The sequence below is a fragment of the Pseudonocardia sp. TRM90224 genome, from assembly GCF_021245725.1.
Classification (GTDB): domain Bacteria; phylum Actinomycetota; class Actinomycetes; order Mycobacteriales; family Pseudonocardiaceae; genus Pseudonocardia.
Genome location: NZ_JAJGSX010000018.1, coordinates 25,184 through 49,931 on the forward strand (window position 1 = coordinate 25,184; position 24,748 = coordinate 49,931).

Annotated in this window: 24 protein-coding genes; 15 read left to right on the plus strand and 9 right to left on the minus strand. The window is 70.3% G+C overall.

Features of this window, described 5'->3' with window-relative positions; translation table 11 throughout:
- Nucleotides 1-218: 218 nt before the first annotated feature.
- The gene (locus LL648_RS23560; RefSeq protein WP_232664865.1) at nucleotides 219-1,109 is read right to left on the minus strand and encodes a LysR family transcriptional regulator; all 891 of its coding nucleotides are present in this window, start codon (nucleotides 1,107-1,109) and stop codon (nucleotides 219-221) included.
- A gap of 72 nt (nucleotides 1,110-1,181) precedes the next feature.
- On the opposite strand from LL648_RS23560, the gene LL648_RS23565 reads away from it, so the two are divergent.
- The 13 genes from LL648_RS23565 to rnhA all read left to right on the plus strand — a co-directional run bounded on the left by LL648_RS23565 (nucleotide 1,182) and on the right by rnhA (nucleotide 15,452).
- Nucleotides 1,182-2,159, plus strand: coding sequence for a hydroxyacid dehydrogenase (locus LL648_RS23565; RefSeq protein WP_232664866.1), 978 nt, complete (start codon nucleotides 1,182-1,184; stop codon nucleotides 2,157-2,159).
- An 11-nt stretch (nucleotides 2,160-2,170) separates the two neighbouring features.
- Nucleotides 2,171-3,301: a mandelate racemase/muconate lactonizing enzyme family protein gene (locus tag LL648_RS23570; protein WP_232664867.1), complete on the plus strand. Its 1,131-nt coding sequence runs from the start codon at nucleotides 2,171-2,173 to the stop codon at nucleotides 3,299-3,301.
- 28 nt (nucleotides 3,302-3,329) lie between these two features.
- Nucleotides 3,330-4,634 (plus strand): ABC transporter substrate-binding protein, encoded by a 1,305-nt coding sequence (locus LL648_RS23575; RefSeq protein WP_232664868.1) that lies wholly within the window; start codon nucleotides 3,330-3,332, stop codon nucleotides 4,632-4,634.
- A 30-nt stretch (nucleotides 4,635-4,664) separates the two neighbouring features.
- Nucleotides 4,665-5,609, plus strand: a complete 945-nt coding sequence (locus tag LL648_RS45340) for a carbohydrate ABC transporter permease (RefSeq protein WP_232664869.1) — start codon at nucleotides 4,665-4,667, stop codon at nucleotides 5,607-5,609.
- Nucleotides 5,599-6,423 (plus strand): carbohydrate ABC transporter permease, encoded by an 825-nt coding sequence (locus tag LL648_RS23585; RefSeq protein ID WP_232664870.1) that lies wholly within the window; start codon nucleotides 5,599-5,601, stop codon nucleotides 6,421-6,423. The genes LL648_RS45340 and LL648_RS23585 overlap by 11 nt, the downstream gene beginning before the upstream one ends.
- 134 nt (nucleotides 6,424-6,557) lie before the next feature.
- Nucleotides 6,558-7,532: a LacI family DNA-binding transcriptional regulator gene (locus LL648_RS23590; RefSeq protein WP_232664871.1), complete on the plus strand. Its 975-nt coding sequence runs from the start codon at nucleotides 6,558-6,560 to the stop codon at nucleotides 7,530-7,532.
- A 105-nt stretch (nucleotides 7,533-7,637) separates the two neighbouring features.
- Entirely contained in the window at nucleotides 7,638-8,906 is a 1,269-nt protein-coding gene (locus tag LL648_RS23595) for an ABC transporter substrate-binding protein (RefSeq protein ID WP_232664872.1), read from the plus strand.
- Nucleotides 8,903-9,847: a carbohydrate ABC transporter permease gene (locus tag LL648_RS23600; protein WP_232664873.1), complete on the plus strand. Its 945-nt coding sequence runs from the start codon at nucleotides 8,903-8,905 to the stop codon at nucleotides 9,845-9,847. Before LL648_RS23595 ends, LL648_RS23600 begins: the two co-directional genes overlap by 4 nt.
- Nucleotides 9,844-10,674: a carbohydrate ABC transporter permease gene (locus tag LL648_RS23605; RefSeq protein ID WP_232664874.1), complete on the plus strand. Its 831-nt coding sequence runs from the start codon at nucleotides 9,844-9,846 to the stop codon at nucleotides 10,672-10,674. Before LL648_RS23600 ends, LL648_RS23605 begins: the two co-directional genes overlap by 4 nt.
- Nucleotides 10,675-10,765: 91 nt before the next feature.
- On the plus strand, nucleotides 10,766-13,570 hold the full coding sequence (locus LL648_RS23610) for a glycoside hydrolase family 2 TIM barrel-domain containing protein (RefSeq protein ID WP_232664875.1): 2,805 nt from the start codon (nucleotides 10,766-10,768) through the stop codon (nucleotides 13,568-13,570).
- Nucleotides 13,571-13,679: 109 nt separating this feature from the next.
- Nucleotides 13,680-14,441 carry a methyltransferase domain-containing protein gene (locus LL648_RS23615; protein ID WP_232664876.1) on the plus strand — a complete coding sequence of 254 codons (762 nt, stop codon included), beginning with the start codon at nucleotides 13,680-13,682 and terminating at the stop codon, nucleotides 14,439-14,441.
- Entirely contained in the window at nucleotides 14,438-14,983 is a 546-nt protein-coding gene (locus tag LL648_RS23620; RefSeq protein WP_232664877.1) for an NUDIX hydrolase, read from the plus strand. The genes LL648_RS23615 and LL648_RS23620 overlap by 4 nt, the downstream gene beginning before the upstream one ends.
- A 10-nt stretch (nucleotides 14,984-14,993) precedes the next feature.
- On the plus strand, nucleotides 14,994-15,452 hold the full coding sequence (rnhA, locus tag LL648_RS23625) for a ribonuclease HI (RefSeq protein ID WP_232664878.1): 459 nt from the start codon (nucleotides 14,994-14,996) through the stop codon (nucleotides 15,450-15,452).
- 71 nt (nucleotides 15,453-15,523) lie between these two features.
- Here the strand turns inward: rnhA and LL648_RS23630 are convergent, their stop codons facing one another.
- Genes LL648_RS23630 through LL648_RS23640 form a run of 3 tightly spaced genes read right to left on the minus strand, consistent with a single transcriptional unit; the run spans nucleotide 15,524 to nucleotide 18,464 of the window.
- Entirely contained in the window at nucleotides 15,524-16,369 is an 846-nt protein-coding gene (locus LL648_RS23630; protein WP_232664879.1) for a carbohydrate ABC transporter permease, read from the minus strand.
- Nucleotides 16,366-17,256: a carbohydrate ABC transporter permease gene (locus LL648_RS23635; protein WP_232664880.1), complete on the minus strand. Its 891-nt coding sequence runs from the start codon at nucleotides 17,254-17,256 to the stop codon at nucleotides 16,366-16,368. Before LL648_RS23635 ends, LL648_RS23630 begins: the two co-directional genes overlap by 4 nt.
- Nucleotides 17,238-18,464, minus strand: a complete 1,227-nt coding sequence (locus LL648_RS23640) for an extracellular solute-binding protein (RefSeq protein ID WP_308190389.1) — start codon at nucleotides 18,462-18,464, stop codon at nucleotides 17,238-17,240. The genes LL648_RS23635 and LL648_RS23640 overlap by 19 nt, the downstream gene beginning before the upstream one ends.
- Here LL648_RS23640 and LL648_RS45345 point away from each other — a divergent pair.
- The gene (locus tag LL648_RS45345) at nucleotides 18,385-18,570 is read left to right on the plus strand and encodes a hypothetical protein (RefSeq protein ID WP_232664882.1); all 186 of its coding nucleotides are present in this window, start codon (nucleotides 18,385-18,387) and stop codon (nucleotides 18,568-18,570) included. The two genes, LL648_RS23640 and LL648_RS45345, sit on opposite strands and share 80 nt — an antisense overlap.
- 97 nt (nucleotides 18,571-18,667) lie before the next feature.
- Here the strand turns inward: LL648_RS45345 and LL648_RS23650 are convergent, their stop codons facing one another.
- The 4 genes from LL648_RS23650 to LL648_RS23665 all read right to left on the minus strand — a co-directional run bounded on the left by LL648_RS23650 (nucleotide 18,668) and on the right by LL648_RS23665 (nucleotide 22,014).
- Entirely contained in the window at nucleotides 18,668-19,126 is a 459-nt protein-coding gene (locus tag LL648_RS23650) for a S26 family signal peptidase (protein ID WP_232664883.1), read from the minus strand.
- Nucleotides 19,127-19,153: 27 nt separating this feature from the next.
- Nucleotides 19,154-19,774, minus strand: a complete 621-nt coding sequence (locus tag LL648_RS23655) for a TetR/AcrR family transcriptional regulator (protein ID WP_232664884.1) — start codon at nucleotides 19,772-19,774, stop codon at nucleotides 19,154-19,156.
- 90 nt (nucleotides 19,775-19,864) lie between these two features.
- Nucleotides 19,865-20,506, minus strand: a complete 642-nt coding sequence (locus LL648_RS23660; RefSeq protein WP_232664885.1) for a TetR/AcrR family transcriptional regulator — start codon at nucleotides 20,504-20,506, stop codon at nucleotides 19,865-19,867.
- 134 nt (nucleotides 20,507-20,640) lie between these two features.
- Complete coding sequence (locus tag LL648_RS23665) at nucleotides 20,641-22,014, minus strand: FAD-binding oxidoreductase (RefSeq protein WP_232664886.1); 1,374 nt, start codon at nucleotides 22,012-22,014, stop codon at nucleotides 20,641-20,643.
- 123 nt (nucleotides 22,015-22,137) lie between these two features.
- On the opposite strand from LL648_RS23665, the gene LL648_RS23670 reads away from it, so the two are divergent.
- Nucleotides 22,138-23,820, plus strand: a complete 1,683-nt coding sequence (locus LL648_RS23670; protein ID WP_305080794.1) for a beta-N-acetylhexosaminidase — start codon at nucleotides 22,138-22,140, stop codon at nucleotides 23,818-23,820.
- 64 nt (nucleotides 23,821-23,884) lie between these two features.
- Here LL648_RS23670 and LL648_RS23680 read toward each other — a convergent pair whose 3' ends face one another.
- Nucleotides 23,885-24,733, minus strand: coding sequence for an alpha/beta fold hydrolase (locus LL648_RS23680; protein ID WP_232664887.1), 849 nt, complete (start codon nucleotides 24,731-24,733; stop codon nucleotides 23,885-23,887).
- Nucleotides 24,734-24,748 lie beyond the last annotated feature (15 nt).

The following is a 24,748-nucleotide window of genomic DNA, read 5'->3' on the forward strand; positions in this document are numbered from 1 at the left end:
TGTCCTGTGATGCCAGGAAAGCCACTTTCCTGGCACTCCCGGCCGCCACGAGGGATGGGAATCCGTACCGGGTGCGGTTCGGGTGCGCCGCCGTGGACGAGGTGGGTGCACGAACAGGGCGCGCAGCGTTGCGAACGCGAGGGCAGGAAAGCCACTTTCCTGCCCTGTGAGGGCCGGAAAGTGGCTTTCCTGCCCTCCCCAGAACCCGGTGAGCTGCGCTACGGCGCGCCCACCGCCACGCGGTCGAGCGACTCCACGACCCTGTGCAGGGCGGGGTTCGGGTTGTCCGGGCTCCAGCACGCGTGCAGCGTCACGGAGTGCGCGTCGGCCGCCGCCAGCTCGAGGTAGCGCACGCCGTCCACCCGCATCCCCATGATCGAGCGCGGCACGAGCGCGCTGCCCAGCCCGGCCCTGACCAGCGCCAGCATCGTCGGCACCTGGGAGGCCAGCTGGCTCACGGCGTACCGGTTCATGCCGATCATGGCGGCGCAGATGTCGTGCAGGTAGCGCGAGCCCTCCGGGCTGTACCCGATGTAGTCGTCGGTGACGTCGGTCAGCGCGACGGGCCCGGGTGAGCCCGCCAGTGGGTGCTCGGCCGGCACCGCGACGACGAGGTCCTCCGAGTGCACCAGCACCGACTCGAAGCGGTCGGGGATCGGCGGGCGCACCAGCCCGAGGTCGATCTCCATGTCGGCGAGCCCGGCGAACTGCGCGGGGCTGACCAGCTCCGTCAGCGCGACGCTCACGGCGGGCACCCGCGCGTTCACCATCGCGAGGAAGTCGGCGAGCACCGCGTACGCGCCGATCGCGGTGAACGCGAGCCGCAACGTCCCGGTGCGGCCTTCCGCTGCCCGCCGGGTCGCCACGGGCGCGGCCTCCAGCAGCGCGAGGACCCGGCGGCAGTGCGCGAGGAACACCTCGCCCGCCGAGGTCAGCCGCACGCCGCGGCCGGTGCGGTCGAACAGGCTCACGCCGAGCGCCGACTCGACGGCCTGCACCTGGCGGCTCAGCGGCGGTTGCGTGAGGTTGAGCCGCGCGGCGGCCCGGCCGAAGTGCTGCTCCTCCGCGACCGCGACGAACCCGCGGAGCTGCGCCAGCGAGAGTTCCATGCTCCGAAAGGTATCGGTTCATGCGGAATTGGGCTTGGACGCGCATAACAGCACGCACCTACCGTCCTTCGCATGCCGAAGCTCGCCGTCGCCATGACCCCCGAGCGTGCTGCCGACGTATGCAGCGCGCAGACGAAGGAGCTCCTCGAAGACCGGTTCACCGTCACCTGGGCAGCACCGGGCCAGGACCTGGCCGGCATGGCCGCGGGCGCCGACGTCGTCCTGACCAGCTGGGGCACCCCGCCGCTCGCCGCCTCGATCTGGGCGGACGGCGATGGTCCGAAGGTCGTTGCGCACGCCGCCGGCTCGGTGAAGCGACTGGTCGATCCGGCCGTCTTCGAGCACGGCGTCGCCGTCTTCTCGGCCGGTGGGCGGATCGCATGGTCAGTCGGCGAGTACTGCCTCGCCGCGATGCTGACGCTGGCGCGCCGGCTCCCCCAGCTCGACGACGGCGTCCGCAGCGGCGCCTGGAAGCAGCCGCATCTGCGTGGGCACGAGCTCGCGGGCGCGACGGTCGGGCTGCTCGGCGCCAGCTCCACCGCTCGGGCGTTGATCACGCTGCTGGCGCCGTTCGGTTGCGACGTCGTGGTCTACGACCCCTACCTCGACGCCGACCGGGCTGCCGCGCTCGGCGTGCGGACCGGTTCGCTCGAGGAGGCGCTCGGCTGCGCGTTCGTATCGCTGCACGTCCCGGACGTGCCGGCGACGCGCGGGCTGGTCAGCCGCAAGCACGTCGAGCTGATCCCCGACGGCTCGGTGATCGTGAACTCCGCGCGCGGCCCCGCCGTCGACCAGGCCGCGTTGCTCGAACACCTGCTGGCCGGGCGCCTGCTCGCCGCGCTCGACGTCTACGACCCCGAACCGCCGAGCCTGCCGGCCGACGTGCTCGCCTCGCCGAACCTGCTGCTCACCCCGCACATCGCGGGCGACACCGCCGAGGGGCACCTCGCGCTGGCCGGCTACGTCATGGCCGACGTCCTGCGCTACCTCGAGAGCGGGCAGCGCGGGCCCAGCTTCGTCGACCCGGCCTCGTGGTCGATCGCGGCCTGAGGGACGGGCACATGTCGCGCATCAGATCGGTTGATGTCTTCGCCGTCGCCGTCCCGTTCGCCAAGGGTTTCGTGCTGGGCAGCGGCGCGGTCGGCACACCGGAGCGAGCCGGCTCGGTGATCTTCGTGAAGATCACGACGGAGGACGGGGTCGTCGGCTGGGGCGAGCAGCGCGCGCTGCCGAGCTGGAGCTACGAGACCGCGGAGACGATCGCCGTGGTGATCAAGCGCCACCTCGAACCGATCCTGCTGGAGCTCACCCCGTTCGACGTCGAGCTGTTCCACACCCGCGCGGCCCGGCGGCTGTCCCCCGCCGTGTCGAACGGGTTCCCGTTCGCCCGCGCCGCCGTCGACATCGCGATGCACGATGCTGCCGGCAAGATCGCCGGGCTTCCTGTGCACGCCCTGCTCGGCGGCCGGCTCCGCGACGAGATCCCGCTCTGCTCCGCGATCGGCGTCGACGGGCCGCAGGAGGTGCGCGAGCGGGTGCAGCAGTCGTCGGACTACGCCGCCTACAAGGTGAAGATCGGTGGTGAGCTCGACGCCGACATCGCCGCCGTCACCGCCGCCGGCGAGGCGGCAGGCGGGAAGCCGCTCTGGCTCGACGCGAACCAGTCCTACCGCCCGAGCTCGCTGCGCAGGCTGCTCGACGCCGTCTCGGAGGTGCCGGCGATCCACTGCGTCGAGCAGCCCGTCGACGGCACCGACGTGCTCGCGATGCGCAGGGTCCGTTCGATGATCGATCTTCCGGTCGCGATCGACGAGGGCAGCTTCACCGCGCGCGACCTCGCGCGGACCGTGGCGCTCGACGCCGCCGACCTGGTCGTCGTCAAGATCTGCAAGGCGGGCGGGATCCGGCAGGCGCTCAAGACCGCGCAGGTCGCGACGGCGAGCGGCCTGGAGCTGCTGGCGAGCGGCCTCACCGACTGCGGTGTCGGCTTCGCCGCCGCGCTGCACCTGTTCGCCCAGCTTGAGCTCGCCCTGCCGGCCGAGTTGAACGGGCCGGAGCTGCTGGCCGACCTCTACGTCGACGGGTTGGCGATCACCAAGGCCGTCGCGACCGTGCCGACCGCTCCGGGTCTCGGCGTCGAGGTCGACGAGGAACGCATCCGCTCCGAAGCGCAGGAACTCGTGTTCGTCTGATCCCCTCCGGACAACCCAGGAGACAACGATGTCCCCCTCGCTCTCACGCCGCGACCTGTTGCGGTGGGCCGGTGTGGGCGGCGCCGCCGCGCTGCTCGCCGGGTGCGCGTCCCGCCCGGCCGGCGCCGCCACATGGTCGATGTGGTCCAGCAGCCCCGCCGAGGGGAAGGTGTGGGCCGACTTCAGCACCTTCGTCGAGCAGCAGATGGGGGTGCCGTCGATCCCGACGCTCACCTCGTCCAACGGGTACGTCACGAAGCTCGACCTGCAGCTGGTCAGCGGCACGGCGAGCCTCGTGACCGCGCTGAACGGCTGGATGCTGCCCACCTATGCGGCGCGCGGCGCGCACCGCCCGCTCGACGACCTCATCGCGAACGACCCCGAGTTCGACATCGAGGACTTCTACCCCGACATCCGCAAGATCTCCTCGTTCGACGGCCGCACCTACGCGATCGGGTTCGACGTCGCCCCGACCGTCCTCTACTGCAACAAGACGATCTTCGACAAGCACGGCATCCCGATGCCGTCGGCGACCGAGCCGATGAGCTGGGCGCAGTTCCGCGAGCTGGCCATCGAGTTCAGCCGACCCGCCGACCAGTACGGCTTCTCCTGCGCCCCCGCGATCGACGACCTGGTCTCGTGGCTCTACTGCGGCGGCGGCAACGTCATGAACGAGGGCGCGACGGCGAGCGCGCTGGGCAGCCCGGAGAGCCTCGCGGCGCTGGAGTTCGTGGCCGACCTGTTCGTCCGCGACCAGGCCACCCCACCCATCAGCAACCTCGTCACCGTCAACGCGCTCGCCAACTTCCTCGAGGGCAACGTCGCGATGATGCAGAACGGGCCGTGGCAGGTCGTCAACGCGCGCAAGGCCGAGTTCGAGTGGGACATCGTGCCGTTCCCCGCGGGGCCGGCCGGCAGCACACCCCGGGTGTCCGGCTCCGGTTTTGCGATCCCGGCCGGGACGTCCGAGCGCGATCTCCCGCTCGCCTGGACCCTGCTCAAGGCGCTGACCAGCACCGCAGCGCTCGACATCTACGCCAAGGCGGGCCGCAACAACCCGGCGCGGTTCTCCGCGGGCTCCGCGTTCCTGCCACCACCGGCCAACCTCGGGATCGTCCAGCGCATCCTCGCCGGCGAGGTCGCCGGCGGGCACCACTACGAGGTGACGACCAACTGGAACCAGGTGCGCCAGCTGCTCGGGCAGGACCTGCCCCGCAGCTTCCTGGGGCAGGTGTCGGTGCGCGAGGCGGTCGACGGCATCACCCCGCGGCTCGACGCGCTGATGGCGCAGCACCAGGACAAGGTGCGGCAGGCGACAGAGCGCAGCCGCTGACCCCGCTCGACGCGCACCCAGGAGGTCGTCGTGGCCCTTCAGACCGCTCCGGTCCCGCCGGAGACCCGCAGCGCACCGCCGCCGAGGCGGTCCCGATGGCGCGAGCGCGACAAGCAGACGCTCACCGCGTGGCTCTTCCTCGCCCCGAGCTTCATCGGGTTCGTGATCTTCACGGCCGGGCCGGTCGTGGCGGCCGGCGTGATCTCGCTGCTCGACTGGAACCTGTTCAGCCCGCCTGAGTTCACGGGGCTGGAGAACTTCGCGCGGCTCGGCGGCGACCCCACGTTCTGGTCGGCGCTGGTGAACACCGCGTACTTCACCCTCGTGAGCGTCCCGCTGACGATCGTCGTGAGCCTCGCGCTCGCGCTGCTGCTCAACCAGGGGCTGCGCCGGGTCGCAGCGTTCCGCTCGCTGCTCCTGCTCCCCTACGCGACGATCACCGTCGCCGTCGCGTTCGTCTGGATCTGGCTGTACATCCCGCACGGCGGGATGGTCAACACGGCGCTCGGCTGGATCGGCATCGACGGGCCGGCGTGGCTGGTCTCCGACACCTGGGCGATGCCGGCGCTGATCGTGATGAGCGTCTGGAAGAGCTTCGGGTTCGGCATGGTCGTGTTCCTCGCCGGGCTGCAGGCGATCCCGCAGCAGCTCTACGAGGCCGCGCGGATCGACGGCAGCAGCGCGTGGCAGTCGTTCCGCAACGTCACGCTGCCGATGCTCTCGCCCGCGATGTTCTTCGTGGTCGTGACGTCGATCATCGGCTCGTTCCAGGTGTTCGACCAGGCACTGATCATGACCGACGGCGGTCCTGGCACCCGCACGACCACGCTCGTCATGTACATCTACCGGACCGGGTTCGAGAACTACGACCAGGGCTACGCCGCCGCGCAGTCGCTCGTCCTGTTCGCGTTCATCGTGGTGATCACCGCGGCCCAGTTCCGCCTGCAGCGGAGGCTCGTCCACTATGACAACTGACGCGAAGCGAAGGTTGGTCGTCTTCACCTGCTTCCTGGTCACGGCCGTCACGATGATCCCGATCGTGATGATGGTGCTGGTCGCCTTCCAGTCCGACGCGGAGTCGATGGCGGCGCAGCCGTCATTCTGGCCCGGCAGCTGGCACCCCGAGAACCTGACGAGAGCTTTCGACCTGGTCCCGCTCGGCCGCTTCCTGCTCAACACGGTGATCTTCGCGGGCGGCACGACGCTCCTGGAGACGGCCACCGCGGCACTCGCCGCGTACGCGTTCGCCAGGCTGGAGTTCCCCGGCCGCACTTGGCTGTTCGGGATCTACCTCGCCACCCTGATGATCCCGACACAGGTGACGTTGGTGCCGCAGTTCGTGCTGGTCGCGAAGCTGGGCGGGATCGACACCTGGCCCGGCATGATCCTCCCGCACGCCTTCACCGCGATCGGGGTGTTCCTGCTGCGGCAGTTCTTCCTGGGCATCCCGCGCGACTACGAGGAAGCCGCCAGGCTCGACGGCGCCAACCGCTGGCAGGCGTTCACCAAGGTGATCCTCCCGCTCGCGGTGCCGGCGATCGCGACGCTCGCGGTCTTCAAGTTCATCGGGCAGTGGAACAACCTGCTCTGGCCGCTGATCATCTCCAACAGCGACGCCACCCGCACCGTCGCCGTCGGCCTGCAGTTCTTCCAGGACACCAACGGCACGCAGTGGAACCTGCTCCTGATGGCCGCGACGATCACCACGGTGCCGCTGATCGTGATCTTCTTCCTCACCCAGCGCTGGTTCGTCCAGGGCATCTCGATGAGCGGGCTGGGCGGCCGCTGAGGCGTCGACAACGACGTTTTGGCTATTGTTAGCGCTCACAAACAGCCAGAACGTCGTTGTCGACGGTCACCTCGGGCGTCGGACCGGATGAAGAACGACCGCTGCTAGCTTCGTCCTTCGCAGGAGGAGGCTCGATGGCCGGCAAGCGCGTGACCATCCGGGACGTGGCCAGGGCGGCGGGCGTCTCGTACCAGACCGTGTCGCGGGCGTTCAACGACAAGGGCGAGATCAACGGCGACACCAAGCGGCGCGTCATGGAGTCAGCGCGGGAGCTGGGGTACCGGCCGAGCCGGTTCGCCCGCGGGCTGGTCCGCCAGGACACGACGTCGATCGGGCTGGTGATCCCCGACCTGCTCAACCCGTTCTTCACCGAGGTCGCCGCCGCCGCGCTCGACGCCGCCAGGCAGCGCGGCTGGCACGTGCTCCTCTACGACACGGCCGACGACAGGGAGCTGGAGCTCGACGCACTGGGTGTGATCGGCTCGCAGGTCGACGCGGTGGTCGGCTACTTCTACGAGCCGGTCGAGATCATCGAGAAGGTCGTGCACGGAATGCCGACCGTCTACATCGGCCGGGATCGGGCGGGGGCCACGTTCACCTCGATCCACATCGACGGCGGGCCGGGCATCCGCGCGGCGGTCGCGCACCTGGTCGCGGACGGGCGGCACCGGATCGGGATGCTCGACCACGGCGGCAACCGCCCACCGAGCTCGCGGCGACGGTGGTTCCTCGACGCGATGCGCGAGCACGGCCTGACCGGCGTGGCGGTCGGCGCCGACCAGTCGATCGACGGCGGCGCGCGCGCCATGGCCTCGATGCTCGAGGCCCATCCGGACCTCGACGGGCTGCTCACCTACAACGACGTGATCGCGATCGGCGCGATCCGGCGGGCGGTGCAGCTGGGCCGGCGGGTGCCGCAGGACTGCGCCGTGATCGGCTTCGACGGGCTGAGCCTCGGCGAGATCGTCGAGCCGCAGCTGACCAGCATCCGGATCGACACCCGGCAGCTCGGCGCGCTGGCGATCGAGCAGGTCGCCAAGCTGCTCGCCGGCGAACCGGCGGGCCTGGCGACGGTGACGCCGGCTCTGCACGTCCGCGGCTCCGCCTGACGACAAGAAGCACCTGACCCCCAGCCTTGACTTTCTGTGCGCCCGCTCACAGACTCTCGCGCGAGCGGTCACGTGACCGTTCACGACAATGCTGTCGGGGGCGCGATGACGACCATCAACAGGCGCAGGTTCCTAGCCGGGACAGCCGCAGCGCTCGGGCTCGCGGCGGCCGGGTGCGCGAGCCCGGTCACCGCGACACCAGGCCGGCTCACCCTCTGGTACTGGACCGGCGGGCTCGCCACGACGGTCCTCACCGATGCCGCCGCCCGGTTCGCCGCCGCCGGGCTCGAACCCGTGAACGTCGGCTTCGACAACCTCCGCGGCCGGCTGCTCGCAACGCTCTCCGGCGGCGCGTACATCCCCGACATGACCATGCTGAGCGACGACATCGCCCGGTACTTCGGCGACGCCGACCAGTTCGTCGACCTCAACACCCTCGGCGCCGCCCGCTTCGAGGGCGAGTACCTGCCGTGGAAGTGGAAGGCCGGTACCACCCCGGACGGGCGGCTCATGGGGTTCCCCATCGACACCGGTCCCGCGGCCCTCTACTACCGCGCCGACCTCTTCGCGAAGGCCGGGCTGCCTAGCGAGCCCGACGACGTGGCCGCCGCCGTCCACACGTGGGAGGACTTCTTCGCGTTCGGGAAGGAGTTGCAGAAGACCCAGCCGGGCGCCGTCATCGCCACCGACTCCAACGAGATCTTCCAATACGCGCTGGCCCAAGGCCCCAAGAAGTACCTCGACGTCGACGGGCGCTACATCGGCGACCAGGACCACGTGCGGCGGGCCTGGGACCTCGGGGTCCGCGTCGCACGGCTCGGGTTGAGCGGCGCCTTCGTCAACTCGACCGACCGGCAGGCCGCGTGGAACAGCGGCGTCCAGCCCGCGTTCATCAGCCCGACCTACACCAGCAACGACGTCAAGAAGGCGGCACCGTCGACGGCCGGCAACTGGCGGGTGTGCCGCAGCCCCGGCGGCCCCAGCAACGCCGGAGGCTCGTTCATCGCGATCACGCGGTACTGCCCCGACCCGCAGTCCGCCTTCGACGCCGTCAGCTGGATCCTCTCGCCGGCCAACCAGGCCCGGCACTACCTCGACGCGGGACTGTTCCCCTCCGCGCTCGACGCGCTCACCGACCCGGCCGTCCGCGTGCCCGACTCGTTCTTCGGCGGCCAGACCGTCGTCGACGTCTTCGCCGAATCAGCGCGCGGGGTGCCGCAGACGGCGTTCAGCTACATGGACATCGGGATCAGGACGTACTTCCAGACCGAGATCAAGAACGTCGAGCAGGCCGGAAAGGACCCCGACCAGGCGTGGAACGACGCACAGACGCTGATCTACCGCCTGCTCAAGCAGTCAGGAGTGGAGCGATGACAGACGTGCTGCCACGTGTGGATGCGCCCGCCGAGTCGCCCGCGACCAAGACCTCCCGGCCGTGGTTCTCGTTCCTCCCGCAGTACCTCGCGATCTCGCCCTTCTACATCCTGTTCGCGGTGTTCGGCATTTACCCGATCTTCTTCGCCGCCTACCTCGCCCTGCAGCGCTGGGACGGGATCGGTCCGATGGAATGGGCGGGCCTGGAGAACTTCACGTTCCTCCTCACCGACGGCGAGTTCTGGGACGCGATCATCAACACGCTCGTCATCTGGGTCATGTCGACGGTGCCGATGATCGTGCTCGCACTGCTCGTCGCGCTCGGCCTGAACTCCGCGATCCGGTTCAAGGGCGTCTACCGGCTCGCCTACTTCACCCCGAACGTGACGTCGATCGTCGCCATGGCGATCGTCTTCGGCTCGGTGTTCTCCGAGGAGTTCGGCATCGTCAACGCCCTGCTCACGGCGATCGGACTGGACCCGGTCGGGTGGCTCTCCGACCCGTGGGGCATCAAGGTCACGATCTCCGCGATGATCATCTGGCGCTGGGTCGGGTACAACGCGATCATCTTCCTGGCCGGCCTGCAGGCGATATCACCCGAGGTGATCGAGGCCGCCAAGATCGACGGCGCGAACGCGTGGCAGACCTTCACCAAGGTCACGCTCCCGCTGTTGCGGCCCGTGCTGCTGTTCTCCGTCCTGATGTCGGCGATCGGCGGGATGCAGGTGTTCGTCGAGCCGCAGATCCTGGTGGGTGTCAGCGGAGGCGTGGAGAACGCCGGCAGGACGATGGTGCTGTACTTCTACGAGCGAGCCTTCCAGCAGAACGACTTCGGCTACGGCGCCGCCATCGCGTGGGGGATCGTGATCGTGGTCCTGCTCTTCGCGCTGATCAACTGGCGGCTGGTGCAGCGCCCGCAGCGGGACGGGGCGGCGCGATGAGCCCCAGCCTGCGGGTGAAGGTGTTCGGCGGGGTGTTGATGGCCCTCGGCGCGATCCTCACGATCTTCCCCTTCTACTGGCTCGTCGTGATGGCGACCAACACGACGGCCGACATCTACAAGACGCCGCCGAAGCTGACGTTCGGGCCCGAGCTCGTCGCGAACATCACGACGATGCTGGAGCGGATCGACTTCTTCGGCGCGCTGCTCAACACGGTCATCGTCGCCGTCGTGACAACGCTGCTCGTGCTGTTCTTCGACTCGCTCGCGGCGTTCACGTTCGCCAAATACCAGTTCCCCGGGCGCAACGTGCTGTTCGGGATCCTGCTCGCGACGTTCGTCATCCCGATGCAGATGGCGGCGATCCCGCAGTTCCTGATCATGGCCAAGCTCGGGTGGGTCGGCGACCTGAAGGCGTTGATCATCCCGGCTGCCGCCAACGCGTTCGGGATCTTCTGGATGCGCCAGTACCTCAGCGGCGGCGCGCTGCCGGACGAGCTCCTCGAAGCGGCGAGGATGGACGGGTGCGGCTTCCTGCGCACCTACTGGCACGTGGGGCTGCCCGCGCTGCGGCCGGCGCTCGCGTTCCTCGGCATCTTCACGTTCATCGGCGTGTGGAACGACTACGTGTGGCCGCTGATCATCCTGGTCGACCCGAGGCACACGACGCTGCAGGTGGCGCTCTCCTTGCTGAAGGGCCTCTACTCGTCGGACTACGCCGTGATCATGGCCGGGACACTGGTCGCGGTCGTCCCGCTGCTGGTGATCTTCCTGCTCGGGGCCCGGCACTTCATCAAGAACGTCGCCGCGGGGGCTGTGAAGGGCTGAAGGCGAGACATGGGTGTTGACTCCCGCAGCGGCCTCTCGCACACTTCCGTGAACGGTCACGGCACCTCGTCCGAGAGGCTCACCAGCACACATGTCGTACATCACCGACGTCACCCCCGGTAGCGGCGCCCGACCAGCCCGTGCCGCGTTCCGGTCGGACGCCCCCGTCATCGACCTCGGCGGGGAGTGGCGGTTCCACCTCTCACCGAGCGCGGCGGCGGCGCCTGAAGGCATCGAAGCCCCCGACTTCGACGACTCCGGGTGGTCGACGCTGCCGGTGCCCTCGAACTGGCAGATGCACGGACACGGCAAGCCCGCCTACACCAACGTCGTCTACCCGTTCCCGATCGACCCACCGAACGTGCCGTCCGAGAACCCGACCGGCGACCACCGGCTCGCGTTCGAGGTGCCCGACACCTGGGCCGGGCTGCCGGCCGTGCTGCGGTTCGACGGGATCGACTCCTGCGGGCGGGTCTGGCTGAACGGCACCGAGCTCGGTGTGACCCGCGCCAGCAGGCTGCCGACCGAATTCGACGTCAGCGACGTGCTGCGCACCGGTCGCAACGTGCTTGCGGTGCGGGTGCACCAGTGGTCGTCGGGCAGCTACCTCGAAGACCAGGACATGTGGTGGCTGTCGGGCATCTTCCGCGACGTCACGCTGCTCGCCAGGCCCGAAGGCGGCATCGACGACTTCTGGCTGCGCGCCGACTACGACCACGTCACCGGCACCGGGCTGCTCAGGGTGGAGACCACCGCGGCAGCCCGGCTCAGCGTCCCGGAGCTGGGCATCGTCGACAGCCCCGTGAGCCGTCCGATCGACGCGGGCCCCGTCGAGCCGTGGAGCGCGGAATCGCCGCGGCTCTACGACGGCACGCTCGCCACCGACACCGAGCGGGTGCCCGTTCGCATCGGGTTCCGCACCGTCGCGATCGTCGACAAACAGATCACCGTGAACGGCAGCCCGATCATGTTCAAGGGCGTCAACCGCCACGAGTTCCACCCCGACCTCGGCCGCGCCGTCCCGCACGGGACGGCGCGCGAGGACGTGCTGCTGATGAAGCGGCACAACATCAACGCCGTGCGGACCAGCCACTACCCGCCGCACCCCGCCTTCCTGGAGCTGTGCGACGAGCTCGGGCTCTGGGTGATCGACGAGTGCGACCTCGAGACGCACGGCTTCCACCTCGTCGACTGGGACCGCAACCCCTCCGCTGTGCCGGAGTGGCGCGAGGCGTACCTCGACCGGATCACCCGCACCGTCGAACGCGACAAGAACCGGCCCAGCGTGATCATGTGGTCGCTCGGCAACGAGTCGCACACCGGCAAGAACCTCGCGGACATGGCGCACTGGGTGCGCGGTCGCGACGCCACCCGCCCAGTGCACTACGAGGGCGATTACGACTGCGTGTACGTCGACGTGCACAGCACGATGTACGCCTCCCACAAGGACGTCGAGGCGATCGGTCGGGCCAACCGGATGCCGTACATCCAGTGCGAGTACGCGCACGCGATGGGCAACGGGCCAGGCGGCCTGCTGGAGTACCGGGAGCTGTACGAGAAGTACCCGAACCTGCAGGGCGGGTTCATCTGGGAGTGGATCGACCACGGCATCCGCCAGCACGACGAGCAGGGCCGTGAGTTCTTCGCCTACGGCGGCGACTTCGGCGAGCCGATCCACGACGGCAACTTCATCACCGACGGGCTGATCTTCCCCGACCGGACGCCGTCTCCGGGGCTCGTCGAGTTCGCCAAGATCATCGAGCCGGTCCGGATCGATGCCGGGCTCACGATCACCAACCACTACGACTTCAGCGGTCTCGACCACCTGACGTTCACCTGGGTGCTCGAAGAGGAGGGCGTCGAGGTCGAGACCGGGACGCTCGACGTGCCGGCCGTGCGGCCCGGCGAATCCGTGCAGGTGGCGATGCCGAAGCTGCCGGAGACAACCGGCGAATCGTGGCTGACGGTTCGAGCGGCCCTCACCGAAGCGACCCCGTGGGCGCCGGCCGGCCACACCGTCGCCTGGGGCCAGGTGCCGATCGCCCCCGCCCCGGCCCCAGCCCCAGCCCCGGCCGGGGAGGGCAGGAAAGCCACTTTCCTGCCCTCTGAGGACCGGAAAGTGGCTTTCCTGCCCTCCTCAGACGGTGGCGCGGCCGAGATCTTCGGCGTCCCCGTCGCCACACCGCGGCTCGACCTCTGGCGGGCGCCGACCGACAACGACCACCCCGAGATCGAGAAGCATTGGCGGGGCATCGGCCTGCACCGCCTGCAGCACAGCGTCATCGACGTGCGGCGGGGCGACGACGAGCTCGTCGTCCGCGCCAGGGTGGCGCCGCCGGCACTCGCCATCGGGATGTTCGCGACCTACCGCTGGAGCGCGTCGCCCGACGCGCTGCGGCTGCGGCTCGACGTCGAGCCCGACGGCCGGTGGCCGGGCGTGCTGCCGCGCCTCGGCCTGCGGATGGCCCTGCCCGGCACGCTCGACCAGGTCGAGTGGTTCGGGCGCGGGCCAGGGGAGGCGTACGCCGACTCCCGACAGGCCGCGCGGGTGGGCCGGTTCAGCGCATCCGTCGACGCGCTGCAGACGCCGTACGTGCACCCCCAGGAGAACGGGAACCGCACGGATGTGCGGTGGGCGACGCTGACCGGCGCGGACGGGCGAGGGCTGCGGATCGAGGGTTCCCCGACGTTCGAGCTGACCGCGCGGCGGTGGACCACCGAGGACCTCGACGCCGCCAAGCACACGGTCGACCTCGTGCCCGGCGAGCTGATCCACCTCAACCTGGACGTCGCGCAGACCGGCCTCGGCTCGAACTCCTGCGGCCCCGGCGTGCTGCCCAAGTACGAGCTGCACGCCAAGCCGACGACGTTCGAGCTGACCTTCCGCCCCGCCTGACCGTCGACAACGACGTTCTGGCTGTTTGTGAGCGCTAACAACCGCCAGAACGTCGTTGTCAACGCGCACGCTTGACTTCAGGTTCACCTGAAGTGGCACCTTCGGCGGCATGGTCACCTCCACCGCCGAGTTCGTCGAGCGCCTGCGTTCTCTCGACCGCGACCCGTTCTTCGTGCAGCTGCGCAAACGCTCGTACCACCTGCTGGCCGCCGCGCCGCGCTGCCGGGTGGTCGACGTCGGCTGCGGAGGTGGGACGGCTGTCGGGGAGCTGACCGCCCGCGGTGTCGACGCCGTCGGGGTCGACATCGATCCCGACGTCGTCGCGGCGGCCCGGGCCCTCGAACCGGCCGGCACGTTCGTCGAAGCACCGGCCGAGCGGCTGCCTTTCCCCGACGGGTCGGTCGACGGCTACCGGGCGGAGAAGCTGCTCCACTCGCTCGCCGACCCCGCCGACGCGCTGGCGGAGGCGCGGCGCGTGCTGCGGCCCGGGGGCCGGATCGTGCTGGTCGGGCAGGACTGGGACTTCACTGCGGTCGATGCCGACGATCCGGCGCTGACCCGGCGGATCATCGCGGCCAACGCCGACACCCTGCCGAACCCGCGCGCGGGGCGCGCCTACCGGAACCGGCTGCTGGACGCCGACTTCCGGGAGGTCACCTGCGAGATCCACGCCACCGTCCTCACCACCCCCGAGCACGCGCTGCCGGCGCTGGCCGCCGTGGCCGGATCCGCCGCCCGGGCGGGTGCGGTCACGCCACAGGAGGTCGAGCGGTGGCTCGCCGACCAGTACGACCGAGCAGGCCGCGACCGGCTGTTCGTCGCGATGCCGATGATCGTCGCGGCCGGTACGAGGGCCAGAATGCAACGGTGACCATCAGCTCGCTCCTCGACTCCTACACCACGCGCGGCGAGGTGGAGGCCGCCGACGTCGAGCGGGTCAGGACGCTCCTCACCAGCACCTCCGACCCGTGGACTCGCGAGATCCCGCTGCACGTCACGGCGTCGGCGCTGATCGTGCACCCGCCGAGCGAACGGGTGCTGCTGCGCTGGCACGCCCGCCAGAACGCCTGGCTGCAGGTGGGCGGGCACGGCGATCCCGGCGAGACCGCCCCGATCGCCGTCGCGCTGCGCGAGGGCTGGGAGGAGACCGGGCTGGCCGACCTCGAGCCGTGGCCGGACGCCGAGCTGCGGCACGTCGTGATCGTCCCCGTCCCGGCGAAGGGCAACGAGGCCGCGCACGAGCACGCCGACCTGCGTTTCGTCCTCGCGACCGGGATGCCCGACTCGGCTTCCCCGGAACGATCCGACGCGCCGCTGCGCTGGCTGGGGTTCGCCGAGGCGATCGAGCTGACGGCGGAGGAGAACCTGCGCGAGACACTGGCACGCACGAGGGACCTGCTCGCCGGTCGATAGGCTGCCCCGCGTGTCGCAGGAAGAGCGGGTCGTCGAGATCTACACCGACGGGGCCTGCAGCGGCAACCCCGGCCCTGGCGGCTGGGGCGCGGTGCTGCGCTACGGCACCGTCGAGAAGGAGATCTGCGGCGGCGAGGCCACCTCGACGACGAACAACCGCATGGAGCTGACCGCGCCGATCATGGCGCTCGAGAGCCTGAAGCGGCCGGTCACCGTGCGGCTCTACACCGACAGCACCTACGTCCGCAACGGCATCCTCAGCTGGCTGCCGCGGTGGAAGGCCAACGGCTGGACGACCTCGGCGAAGACCCCCGTCAAGAACGCCGACCTGTGGCAACGCCTCGACACCGCCGCCGCGCGCCATTCCGTCGAGTGGCTGTGGGTCAAGGGCCACGCCGGGCACCCGGAGAACGAGCGCGCCGACCGCCTCGCCGTGAAGGGCCTCGAAGAGGCCCGCGCCGCCACCTGACGAACCTCCCCACCGTTTTGCCAACCTACAGACCCTGCGGGGTGTGCAAGTTGGCAAAACGGTGGGGAACTTCAGCCTTTGGTCGCGCCGCCGGTGAGGCCTTTGACGAAGTCCTTCTGCAGGAGCAGGTAGAAGATCAGCACGGGCAGCGTCGCCATGAACATCAGCGCGAAGACCTGGCCGAAGTCGGCCTGGTACTGCCCGATCGCACGGTAGATCCCCGTGGTGATCGTGGTGCCCTTGCCCGGCCCGAGGATGATCAGCGGGTTCAGGAAGTCGTTCCAGATCCAGACGCCGAGGAAGATCATCACACTGGCCGACGCGGGCCGCAGGAGCGGGAACACGATCTTCCAGAAGATCTGCATCCGGCTGGCGCCGTCGATCGCAGCGGCCTCCTCCAGCTCGCGAGGCACCTGCCGGAGGAACCCCGTGAACACGAACACCCCGAACGGCACGTAGTACCCGACGTTGAACAGGATCAGCCCCTGCATCGTCGCCATCAGGTCGAACAGCCGCAGCACCCGCGTGATCGGCAGCAGGATCACCTGTGGCGGGATCATCAGCCCCGAGAGCAGCACGAGCGTCAGCCAGCGCACCCATCCCGAACGGCTGCGGGCGACGTAGTGGCCGAGCATCGCCGAGAACACGATCAGCACGACCACCGACAGCGCGGTCACCAGGACGCTGTTGACCAGGCTCGCCCAGAACAACCGGTCGGAGCGGGTGAGCAGCGCAACGATGTTGTCCAGCGTCGGCGGGAGCGGGAAGGCCGCCGGGTTCGACGCGATCTCCGGGCCCGGCTTGAAAACGTTGACCAGCACGAAGTACAGCGGCACGAAGAACACCGCGCTGACGACGAGCGCGACGAGCGGCCGCAGCACGGTGCCGTCCCTGCCGTGCACAGCCCAGCCCCTCACAGCTGCACCTCCCGGCGTTGCAGCACTTTCAGGACCAGCGCCGACGCCACGGCGATGATCACCAGCATCACGATCGCCATCGCCGAGGCGTAGCCCTGCCGGTTCGCCACGAACCCGGTCTGCAGGACGGTGAACGCCACCGTCGCCGTCGTCCCGGTGCCCGGCCCGCCGTTCGTGATCACCTGCACGTGGTCGAAGATCTTGAAGGCGGAGATCAGCAGCACCACGGTGTTGATCGTCAGCGCCGGGGCGAGCAGCGGCCACGTCACCTCGCGGAAGCGCAGCAGCGGCCCGGCCCCGTCGATGGCCGCCGCCTCCTGCAGCTCCTGCGGCACCCCTTGGAGGCCGGCCAGGTAGACGACGACGCAGAACCCGAGCATCTGCCAGCAGATGACGCTCGACAGCGAGTACAGCGCGAGGTTCGGGTCGGAGAGCCAGCCCGGCGGTTCGGTCACCCCGAACCAACCGAGCACCTGGTTGACCAGCCCATCGCTCGCGAGCAACCGTGTCCAGATCACGCTGACGACCACCGAGCTGAGCACCATCGGCGTGAAGAAGACGCTGCGCAGCGCGTTGTACAGCGCGCCGCGCCGGTCCAGCATCACCGCCACCGCGAGCCCCACGACGTTCGGGACGATCACCACGATCAGCGTCATGATCGTGGTGACGCGCAGCGACGCCAGGAACTGCTGGTCCGTCACGAGCGCCGCGTAGTTCTCGAACCCGACGAACCGCGTCGACGGCCGCAGCGGGTTGTAGTTGGTGAGGCTGTACCCGACGCTCAGCACGATCGGCGCGAGCACGAAGCAGCCGTACGCAAGCAGCCCCGGTCCTGCGAACGTCGCGAAGTGCCAGATCCGACGCCCGGTCAGGATTCCTTCTTCCACTCGTCGTCGAGGAACGCCGCCACCTCGGCCGGAGTCTTGCCGCCGCTCACGAGGTCCTGCGCCGAGGAGTCCCAGTCGGGCACGACACCCGGTGGCATCCCCGCGTCACCGACCGCGAAGCCGAACGACTCGACGACAGCGTCCTTCGCGACGGCCTCCTGCCACAGCTCGTAGCCCTCCTGGAACGCCGGCCCGGCGTCGGCGGGCGGTGCGTAGCCCTTGATCGCGGGGATCAGGCCGTCGTTCTTGACCGACGCGTCGAGGTTGGCCTTGTCGAGCTGGAACGAGAGCGCGAACTTCTTGGCCGCCTCGATGTTCGGCGAGTTCGCGTTGACCAGCAGCCCGCCGCCGGTGAACCCGGGTGCGACGAGCGTGCCGTCGTCGGAGGGCCAGAAGAACTGCCCGATGCCGAACGCCGGCTTGGTCGACGGGCTGTCGGCCGCCGACGCGAACCAGTTGCCCATCGCGTACATCGCGCCCTTGCCCGCGAGGAACGCCTGCTGGGCGGCCGTGTAGTCGAGCGAGAGCTGCGACTTGTCGATGTAGCCCTTGGCGGCCAGATCGGCCAGTTTGGTCGCGCTGCTGATGAACCCGGGATCGGTGAAGGCGACCTTGCCGCTGCGCCGATCGGCCATCCACGTGCGGTTCTTCGCGAAGAGGTCGGTGGCGAGCAGCGCGCTCCACGTCGGGCCGAGCGCGTCGTGCCCGCCCCCGACGACGAACGGCGTGATGCCTGCCGCCTTGAGCTTCTCCGCGGCGGCGAGCAGCTCGGGGTACGTCTTCGGCGCGGCCGTGATCCCGGCCTTCGCGAAGAGGTCCTTGTTGTAGTAGACGAGCGGGATCGCCTGCGTGTTCGCCGGCAGCTGGTACACCTTGCCGCCGATCGCACCGCACTGCGGGCAGACGAAGTCGGCGAGCTCGTCGGGCTGCCAGGCGTACAGGTGACCGCCTTCGGCGAAGCCGCCCGGCGCGACGGCGATCATCACGTCGGGGAACTGCCCCGACGTCAGCAGCTGCTGCGCGTACGTCGTGCGGTCCTGCGTAGGCGCGACCAGCTTCTCCACCTGGATCCCAGGGTTCGCATCAAGCGCCCGCTTGATCGAAGCGTCCCAGACATCGGGTGTCAGGTTGGGCGTTTCGAACGTCAAAAAGCTGATTTTGACCGTTTCGCCCACGCCCGGCGGCGCCTGCGAGACTGGTTCTCCCACCGTGCACGCGGTCATGACCAGCGATCCAGCCATGATCGACGCCGTCAACGCCCACATCCGCTTCATCGCACCCCCTGCGACAACCCCCATCGGCGCGGCACAGTAGATCGGATGTTTCGGCGAGCGGTCAAGGATCTGACCGAACAGTGGTTTTCTTACGACGCGATTGTCGAACGTCGTCGATCAGGCCGGTTCCGACCGGTTCAGGCCCGGCTCATCTTCCGGACCACCCCGCCGAGGAGATCCGCCTCCGGGAAGTAGCCGTTGACCCGCGAGTCGAAGCTGGCGTTGGAGTTGTCGCCCAGCAGCACGAGCTTCCCGGGCGGCACCACCTCGTCGGGAACGGGGATCCCGGCCGGCACCGGTTCGCCGCTCATGGCGCCGACGCGCTTGATCATCCAGCTGCCGGCGACGGTGCGGCTGCCCGGCCGCTCCCGTCCAGGAGGGCCGTTGACCTGGCGGGTGACCACGACGTCGCCGGTGGAGACCTTGAACCGGGGTGTGCGGCGCACCGCGACCCGGTCGCCCGCGTAGAACGTCGGCTCCATGCTCGGGCCCTCTACGGTGATCACCACCCAGTTGCGCCGAAGCCACCAGATCACGGCACCGGAAACGGCCCCGACAGCGAGCAGCGCCACGACGAGTGGCTTGGGAGTGCGCACGCCCCCACCTTATTCAGCGCAGAACGATCAGGCGACGAGAGCACCCAGCAAGCGGCGCAACTCGGCGACGACGGTGTCGATCGGCATGTCCGAGCCGCGCAGCGCCCACTCGTAGACGAGCTCGTTGAACGCTCCGACGAACGCGATCGCGGTGAGGCCGTAATCGCGGTCGATGGCGTCGCCGCGCTCGACGAACCGGCGGACCATCGCGAGGAAGGCGGCGCAGCGCTTGTCGCGCCAAGCCAACCGGTGCTCCTCGACCGCCGGCCCGACGCCCAGCACCTCGACGAACGCGATCCGCGCCCAGCGCGGGTCAGCGAAGGCGGTCGAGATGTATGCGGTGAGCGCCGACTCCGCGGCCTCGCTCGACGGGCGATCCTGCTCGGCCTCGAACGCGGCGGCCGATGCGTCGCTGATCGCGGTCATCACCTTGTCGTGCACGGCGATCAGCAGCGCGTCGCGGCCGGAGAACTCCTCGTAGAAGTTCCGGGTCGAGACACCCGCTGCCGCGCACAGCTTCTCGATCGACGTGGCGCGGTATCCCTCGGTGCCGAACAGTTCGAGGCCCGCGCCGAGGATCCGGTCACGCCGTTCGGCCCGCCGTTCACTGGGGGTTCGGCCGCCGTACGACCGCTCAGCACCGTCCATCGCGCGATCGAGTGTACCGGCGTGAACAGCATCGGGTCCGCTCGACCGATCACGACGCGCCCGAAACATTTGACTCCAACCAGTTGCTGCTCAGCGGCTTACCGCGGCCGACCCGCCGATGGCGGCGAGTGTGAAGCGGACGAGCTCGTCGACGAGTGCCCGCAGCGGCACCTCGCTCGGCCGTTGGGACGCGGCGTGCGCCAGTTCGTGGATCGCCCCGACCGCCATCAGCGCCGGCATCGTGCTGTCGCCATCCTCGGCACGGCCGCGTTCGACCTCTTCTGCCCGGTAGCGCCGGAAGACGCCGGCGAGGTTCGCCCGCCAGGCCAGCCAGTACTCCTGCACCTCGGAACCGCCGCCGAGCACCTCCGTGTAGGCGACGCGCACCGCACGCGGATCGGCGAAGATCGTCCCGAGACCCACGGTGAAGTTGATGCGCAGCCGCTCCTCGAGGGTTACCTCGCCCGCGCTGGCGCACGCCGCGTTCGCGGCCTGCGTCGAGGCCTCCATGATCCGCTTGTGCACCTCGACCAGCAGCGCGTCGCGGCTGGTGAACTCCTCGTAGAAGTTGCGGATCGACACCGACGCGACCTGGCACACCCGCTCGATCGATGTGCCGTTGCGCCCCTCGGTGCCGAACAGCTCGAGCCCGGCGGCGAGCATGCGATCACGCCGGTCGGCCCGGCGCTCTTCCACGGTCCGCCCGCCGTAGGACCGTCTCGACGTCCCCATGATCGGCCCAGTCTATGACGTGCGCTCGGAAGCGCCGATGGACACGGCGGCACCTCGGAAAACTTCCCCACCGTTTTGGGCGGATGCGCGCTCTGCGGGCGCGCATGTGCCCAAAACGGTGGGGAGGTCCGGGGTCAGGCGGGCGGGATATGTGCGCAGTGGCGGAACGTGTCGCCGGGGTCCCATGTGCGTTTCACTTCCTGTAGGCGCCGGTAGCGCTGCTCGCCGAGCGCCCACCGCATGCGGTCGGCGCCGGCCTGATCGACGTTCAAGTAGGTGCCGGTCTCACCGCTCGCGCGGATCGCGGCGCCGAGCCCCGCGACCCACGCCTCGCCCGCGGCGTCGCCGGCCGGGTCCGACCACGCCCCCACCGGATGCACGAGCCAACGACCCGACCGCGACGGGAACGCCGTCGCGTCGTCGGGGATCCTGCGCACCGCCTCCGGCAACTTCACCAGCAAGATCTGGGAGAAGGCGCTCGGCATCGCGCACGCAGCGTCCTCCATCGCCTCGACGAGCCCGGGCATGACGGACGGGACGAACCCGCTCGTCCACCGGTTGCGCAGCCCGCGTGGGCTGCCGGGGTCGAGCATCGACTGCAGCATCGTGTACGGCATCGGCGAGACCGCGTCGATCAGCGGGACGACGCGGTCCCGCAAGGGCGCGATGAACCGCTCGCCGTCCTCGACGTCGCCGAACCAGGCCGGGATCACGACGAGCATCGGCCGCCCGACGAGATGCCCCGGCACGAACGGCGCCGGTGGGGCGGTCTTGTAGCCGACCGCTCCCGCGAAGTCGTCGGAACCGCGGGCGAAGAGCTGCTCCACCAGCTCGAACACCCGCGACGCCGCCGCGAGCGGGAAGGCGAGCATCCCGCCGAGCACCCGCGGCCCGATCGGGTGCACGCGGAACGTGAACGACGTCGCCACGCCGAAGTTGCCCCCGCCGCCACGCAGCGCCCAGAACAGCTCGGGGTTGCGCTCGGCGCTCGCGACCACCACCCGCCCGTCGGCCGTCACGAGGTCGACGGAGATCAGGTTGTCGGACGTGAGCCCGTGCCGGCACGAGAGCCAGCCCTCCCCGCCACCGAGCGTCAGGCCGCCGACGCCGGTGTGGCTGATCCGCCCTCCCGGCACGGCCAGGCCGTGCACCTGGGTCGCGATGTCGACGTCGCCCCAGAGCGCGCCGCCCTGCACGACGGCGGTGCGCGCGTCGGCGTCCACCTGCACGCGGCGCATCCCGGAGAGGTCGATCACCACGTCGCCCTTGGTCGCGTGCCCGACAACACCGTGCCCGCCGCCGCGGACGCTCGGCACCAGCCCGGAGGAGCGGGCGAACAGGAGCGTGTTCTGGACGTCGGTGACGTCGCACGGCCGCACGACGACCGCGGGGTCGCCTTGCGCCGCCCCGTTGTGCAGCGCGCACGCCGTCTCGTAGCCGACATCGCCGCGGGCGTGGACGCCGCCGCGCACGAGGCTGCGCAGCGACCGCTCCAGTGAGGTGCTCATCGTGGCCACACCCAGGAGTGTGGTGCAGGCAACTCACACCGGCGCTTCACCGACCTTTCACGAAGACGGCAGCGGGCGATACTCGACCCGGGCCGCAAGACACCTACGTGGGGGGTTCACGGAATGACTGCACACCCGGCCGTCGGGCTCGTCCCGCAGCCGCGCGAGGTGGAGCCGCGCCACGGCCACGTCGTGCTCGGCGCCGACGCGACGGTCTGGAGCGACCCCGAGCTGACCGCGGCCGCCCGGTGGTGGCGGCGGACCTGCGAGGACGCGTTCGGTGTCACGTGGGACCTCCGCGTCGGGGCCGGCATTGGCACTGGCACAGGCACGGGCACGGGCACGGGCACGGTCTTCGTCCTGGACGGGCAGCTGCCGGCCGGCGGTTACACGGTCGATGCCGAGGGCAGCACCATCACCGTCACCGCGGCTGACGCCGCGGGCGCGCATGCCGCGGCGCAGACGTTGCGGCAGCTGCTGGGGCCGGCCGCGTACCGCAGGGCGGGCGCCGGTGCAGTGGCTGTCCCCGCCGTGCGGATCGATGACGAACCACGCTGCTCGTGGCGCGGCCTGCTGCTCGACGTGAGCCGCCACTTCATGCCGAAGGACGGCGTGCTGCGCATGATCGACCTCGCGGCGGCGCACAAGCTGAACGTCCTGCAGCTGCACCTGACCGACGACCAGGGCTGGCGCATCGAGATCCGCTCGAAGCCGCTGCTCACGCAGGTCGGCGCGTGGCGGACCGGCTCCGGGGTGGGGACGTGGCGCGCCGAGCGGGTGGACGAGACCCCGCACGGCGGCTTCTACACGCAGGACGACCTGCGCGAGATCGTCCGCTACGCGGCGGCCCGCGGGGTCACCGTCGTGCCCGAGATCGACGTGCCGGGCCACTGCCAGGCCGCGATCGCGGCGTACCCGGAGCTGGGCATGCCCGGCGCGGCACGCGAGGTCCGGCAGAGCTGGGGCATCAGCGACGGTGTCGTGCGACCGACCCCGGCCACGGTCGCGTTCTTCGCCGAGGTGCTCGACGAGGTGCTGGAGATCTTCGACTCGCCGGTGATCTGCCTCGGCGGCGACGAGGTGCCGACCACGCCGTGGCACGGCAGCGCCGAGCTGGAAGCGCAGGCCGCGGAGCTGGGCCTCGGCGGCGTCGACGAGCTGCACGTCTGGTTCGTCGCTCAGCTGGCGCGCCACCTCGCCGAGCGCGGGCGGCGCGCGAGCGTGTGGGACGAGGCGTCGGGCCCGCTGCTGCCGGCCGACGCGGTCGTCTGCTCGTGGCGCGGGGTCGCGCAGGGCGCCGACGCGATGCGGGCGGGCCGGGACGTCGTGCTGGCGCCGGAGCAGTTCGTCTACCTGGATCACCGGGCCGGCGACGGGCCCGACGAGCCCGTGCCGGTCGGGTTCGTCCGCACGGTCGACGACGTCTACGGGTTCGACATCGAGCCGCCGCCGGTGCAGGAGGCGCTGGCCGACGGCGCCCCGGGCCGCGTGCTCGGCGCGCAGGCCCAGCTGTGGACGGAACACCTCGACTCGGGCCGACGCGTCGACTTCGCCGCGTTCCCCCGGCTCGCAGCGTTCGCCGAGGCGGTGTGGACGACCCCGGAGCGCCGCGACCTCGCGGACTTCCGCCGCAGGCTCGTCGAGCACCACCTGCCGCGGCTCGATGCGGTCGGTGTCGAGTACCGCCCGCTCGACGGCCCGCTGCCCTGGCAGCGCCGCCCGGGCGTGCAGGGCTGGCCCCGCGACCTGGAGGCCGAGTTCGCCGCGGCCGGCTGGGCCGGCGCGGGCGGCTGGCACCCGGAGTGACCGTCGACAACGACGTTATGGCTGTTTGTGAGCGCTAACAACAGCCATTTCGTCGTTGTCGACGCTACGTCGCGAGGGTGCGGTTGATCGCTTCCGCCGTTCTCGGGTCGGTCATCACGCCGAAGTGGTTGCGGTCCAGCTCCACCAGCTCGACGGTGGGGGCCACGCGGAGCAGCTCGTCGCGGTCGCGCTCGGGCACGACGAGGCCGCCGGCGAGCGGCACCGTCGCGCGCACCAGCACAGCCGGCATCGTGATCTTCGGCCAGTACGACGGCACAGCGAGGCGGTCGGGGTGGTCGAGGTCCTCCACGCACGCGTCCCGGTCGGTGACCGGGCTGAACCGCTCCCCCACCGGCCGCAGCTCGTAGCGGTAGACGCGGTCCCAGTACTCGTTCCACGGCGTGACGGAGCCGGCGCCGCGGACGGCAGCGAGGTAGAGCTCCGGGCGGTCGACGACCGCGTCGAGCCTGCCCAGACCGGCCCGGACGGCCTGGTAGGCCGGCTCCTCCTCCCGGTTGGCGTGATCCACGACCGACAGCGAGCGCACGCGGTGCGGCGCCAGGCCCGCGGCCGTGACGCCGATGAGCCCGCCCAGCGACCAGCCGACGTAGTCGAACCGCTCAGCGCCCAGCGCGGTCGCGATCTCCAGCACGTCCTCGGCGTGCGCGGCGAGGCCGTACGTCCCGGGCGGGGTGATCTCGCTCGATCCGCGCCCGCGCAGGTCGACCGAAACGATCTGCCGGTCGGCTCGGGCGATCCGTTCCGCGATGAAGTCGAGCGCGTGCATGTTCGCGGAGAGGCCGTGCACGCACAGCGTCAGCGGCGCGTCGGGCGGGCCGTAGCGCTGCGCGTGGACGATTCCGCTGCGCAGCGGAAGGTCGATCTCCACCGGCGGCTTGTCGTAGAGGACCATGACACCTCGATCTCG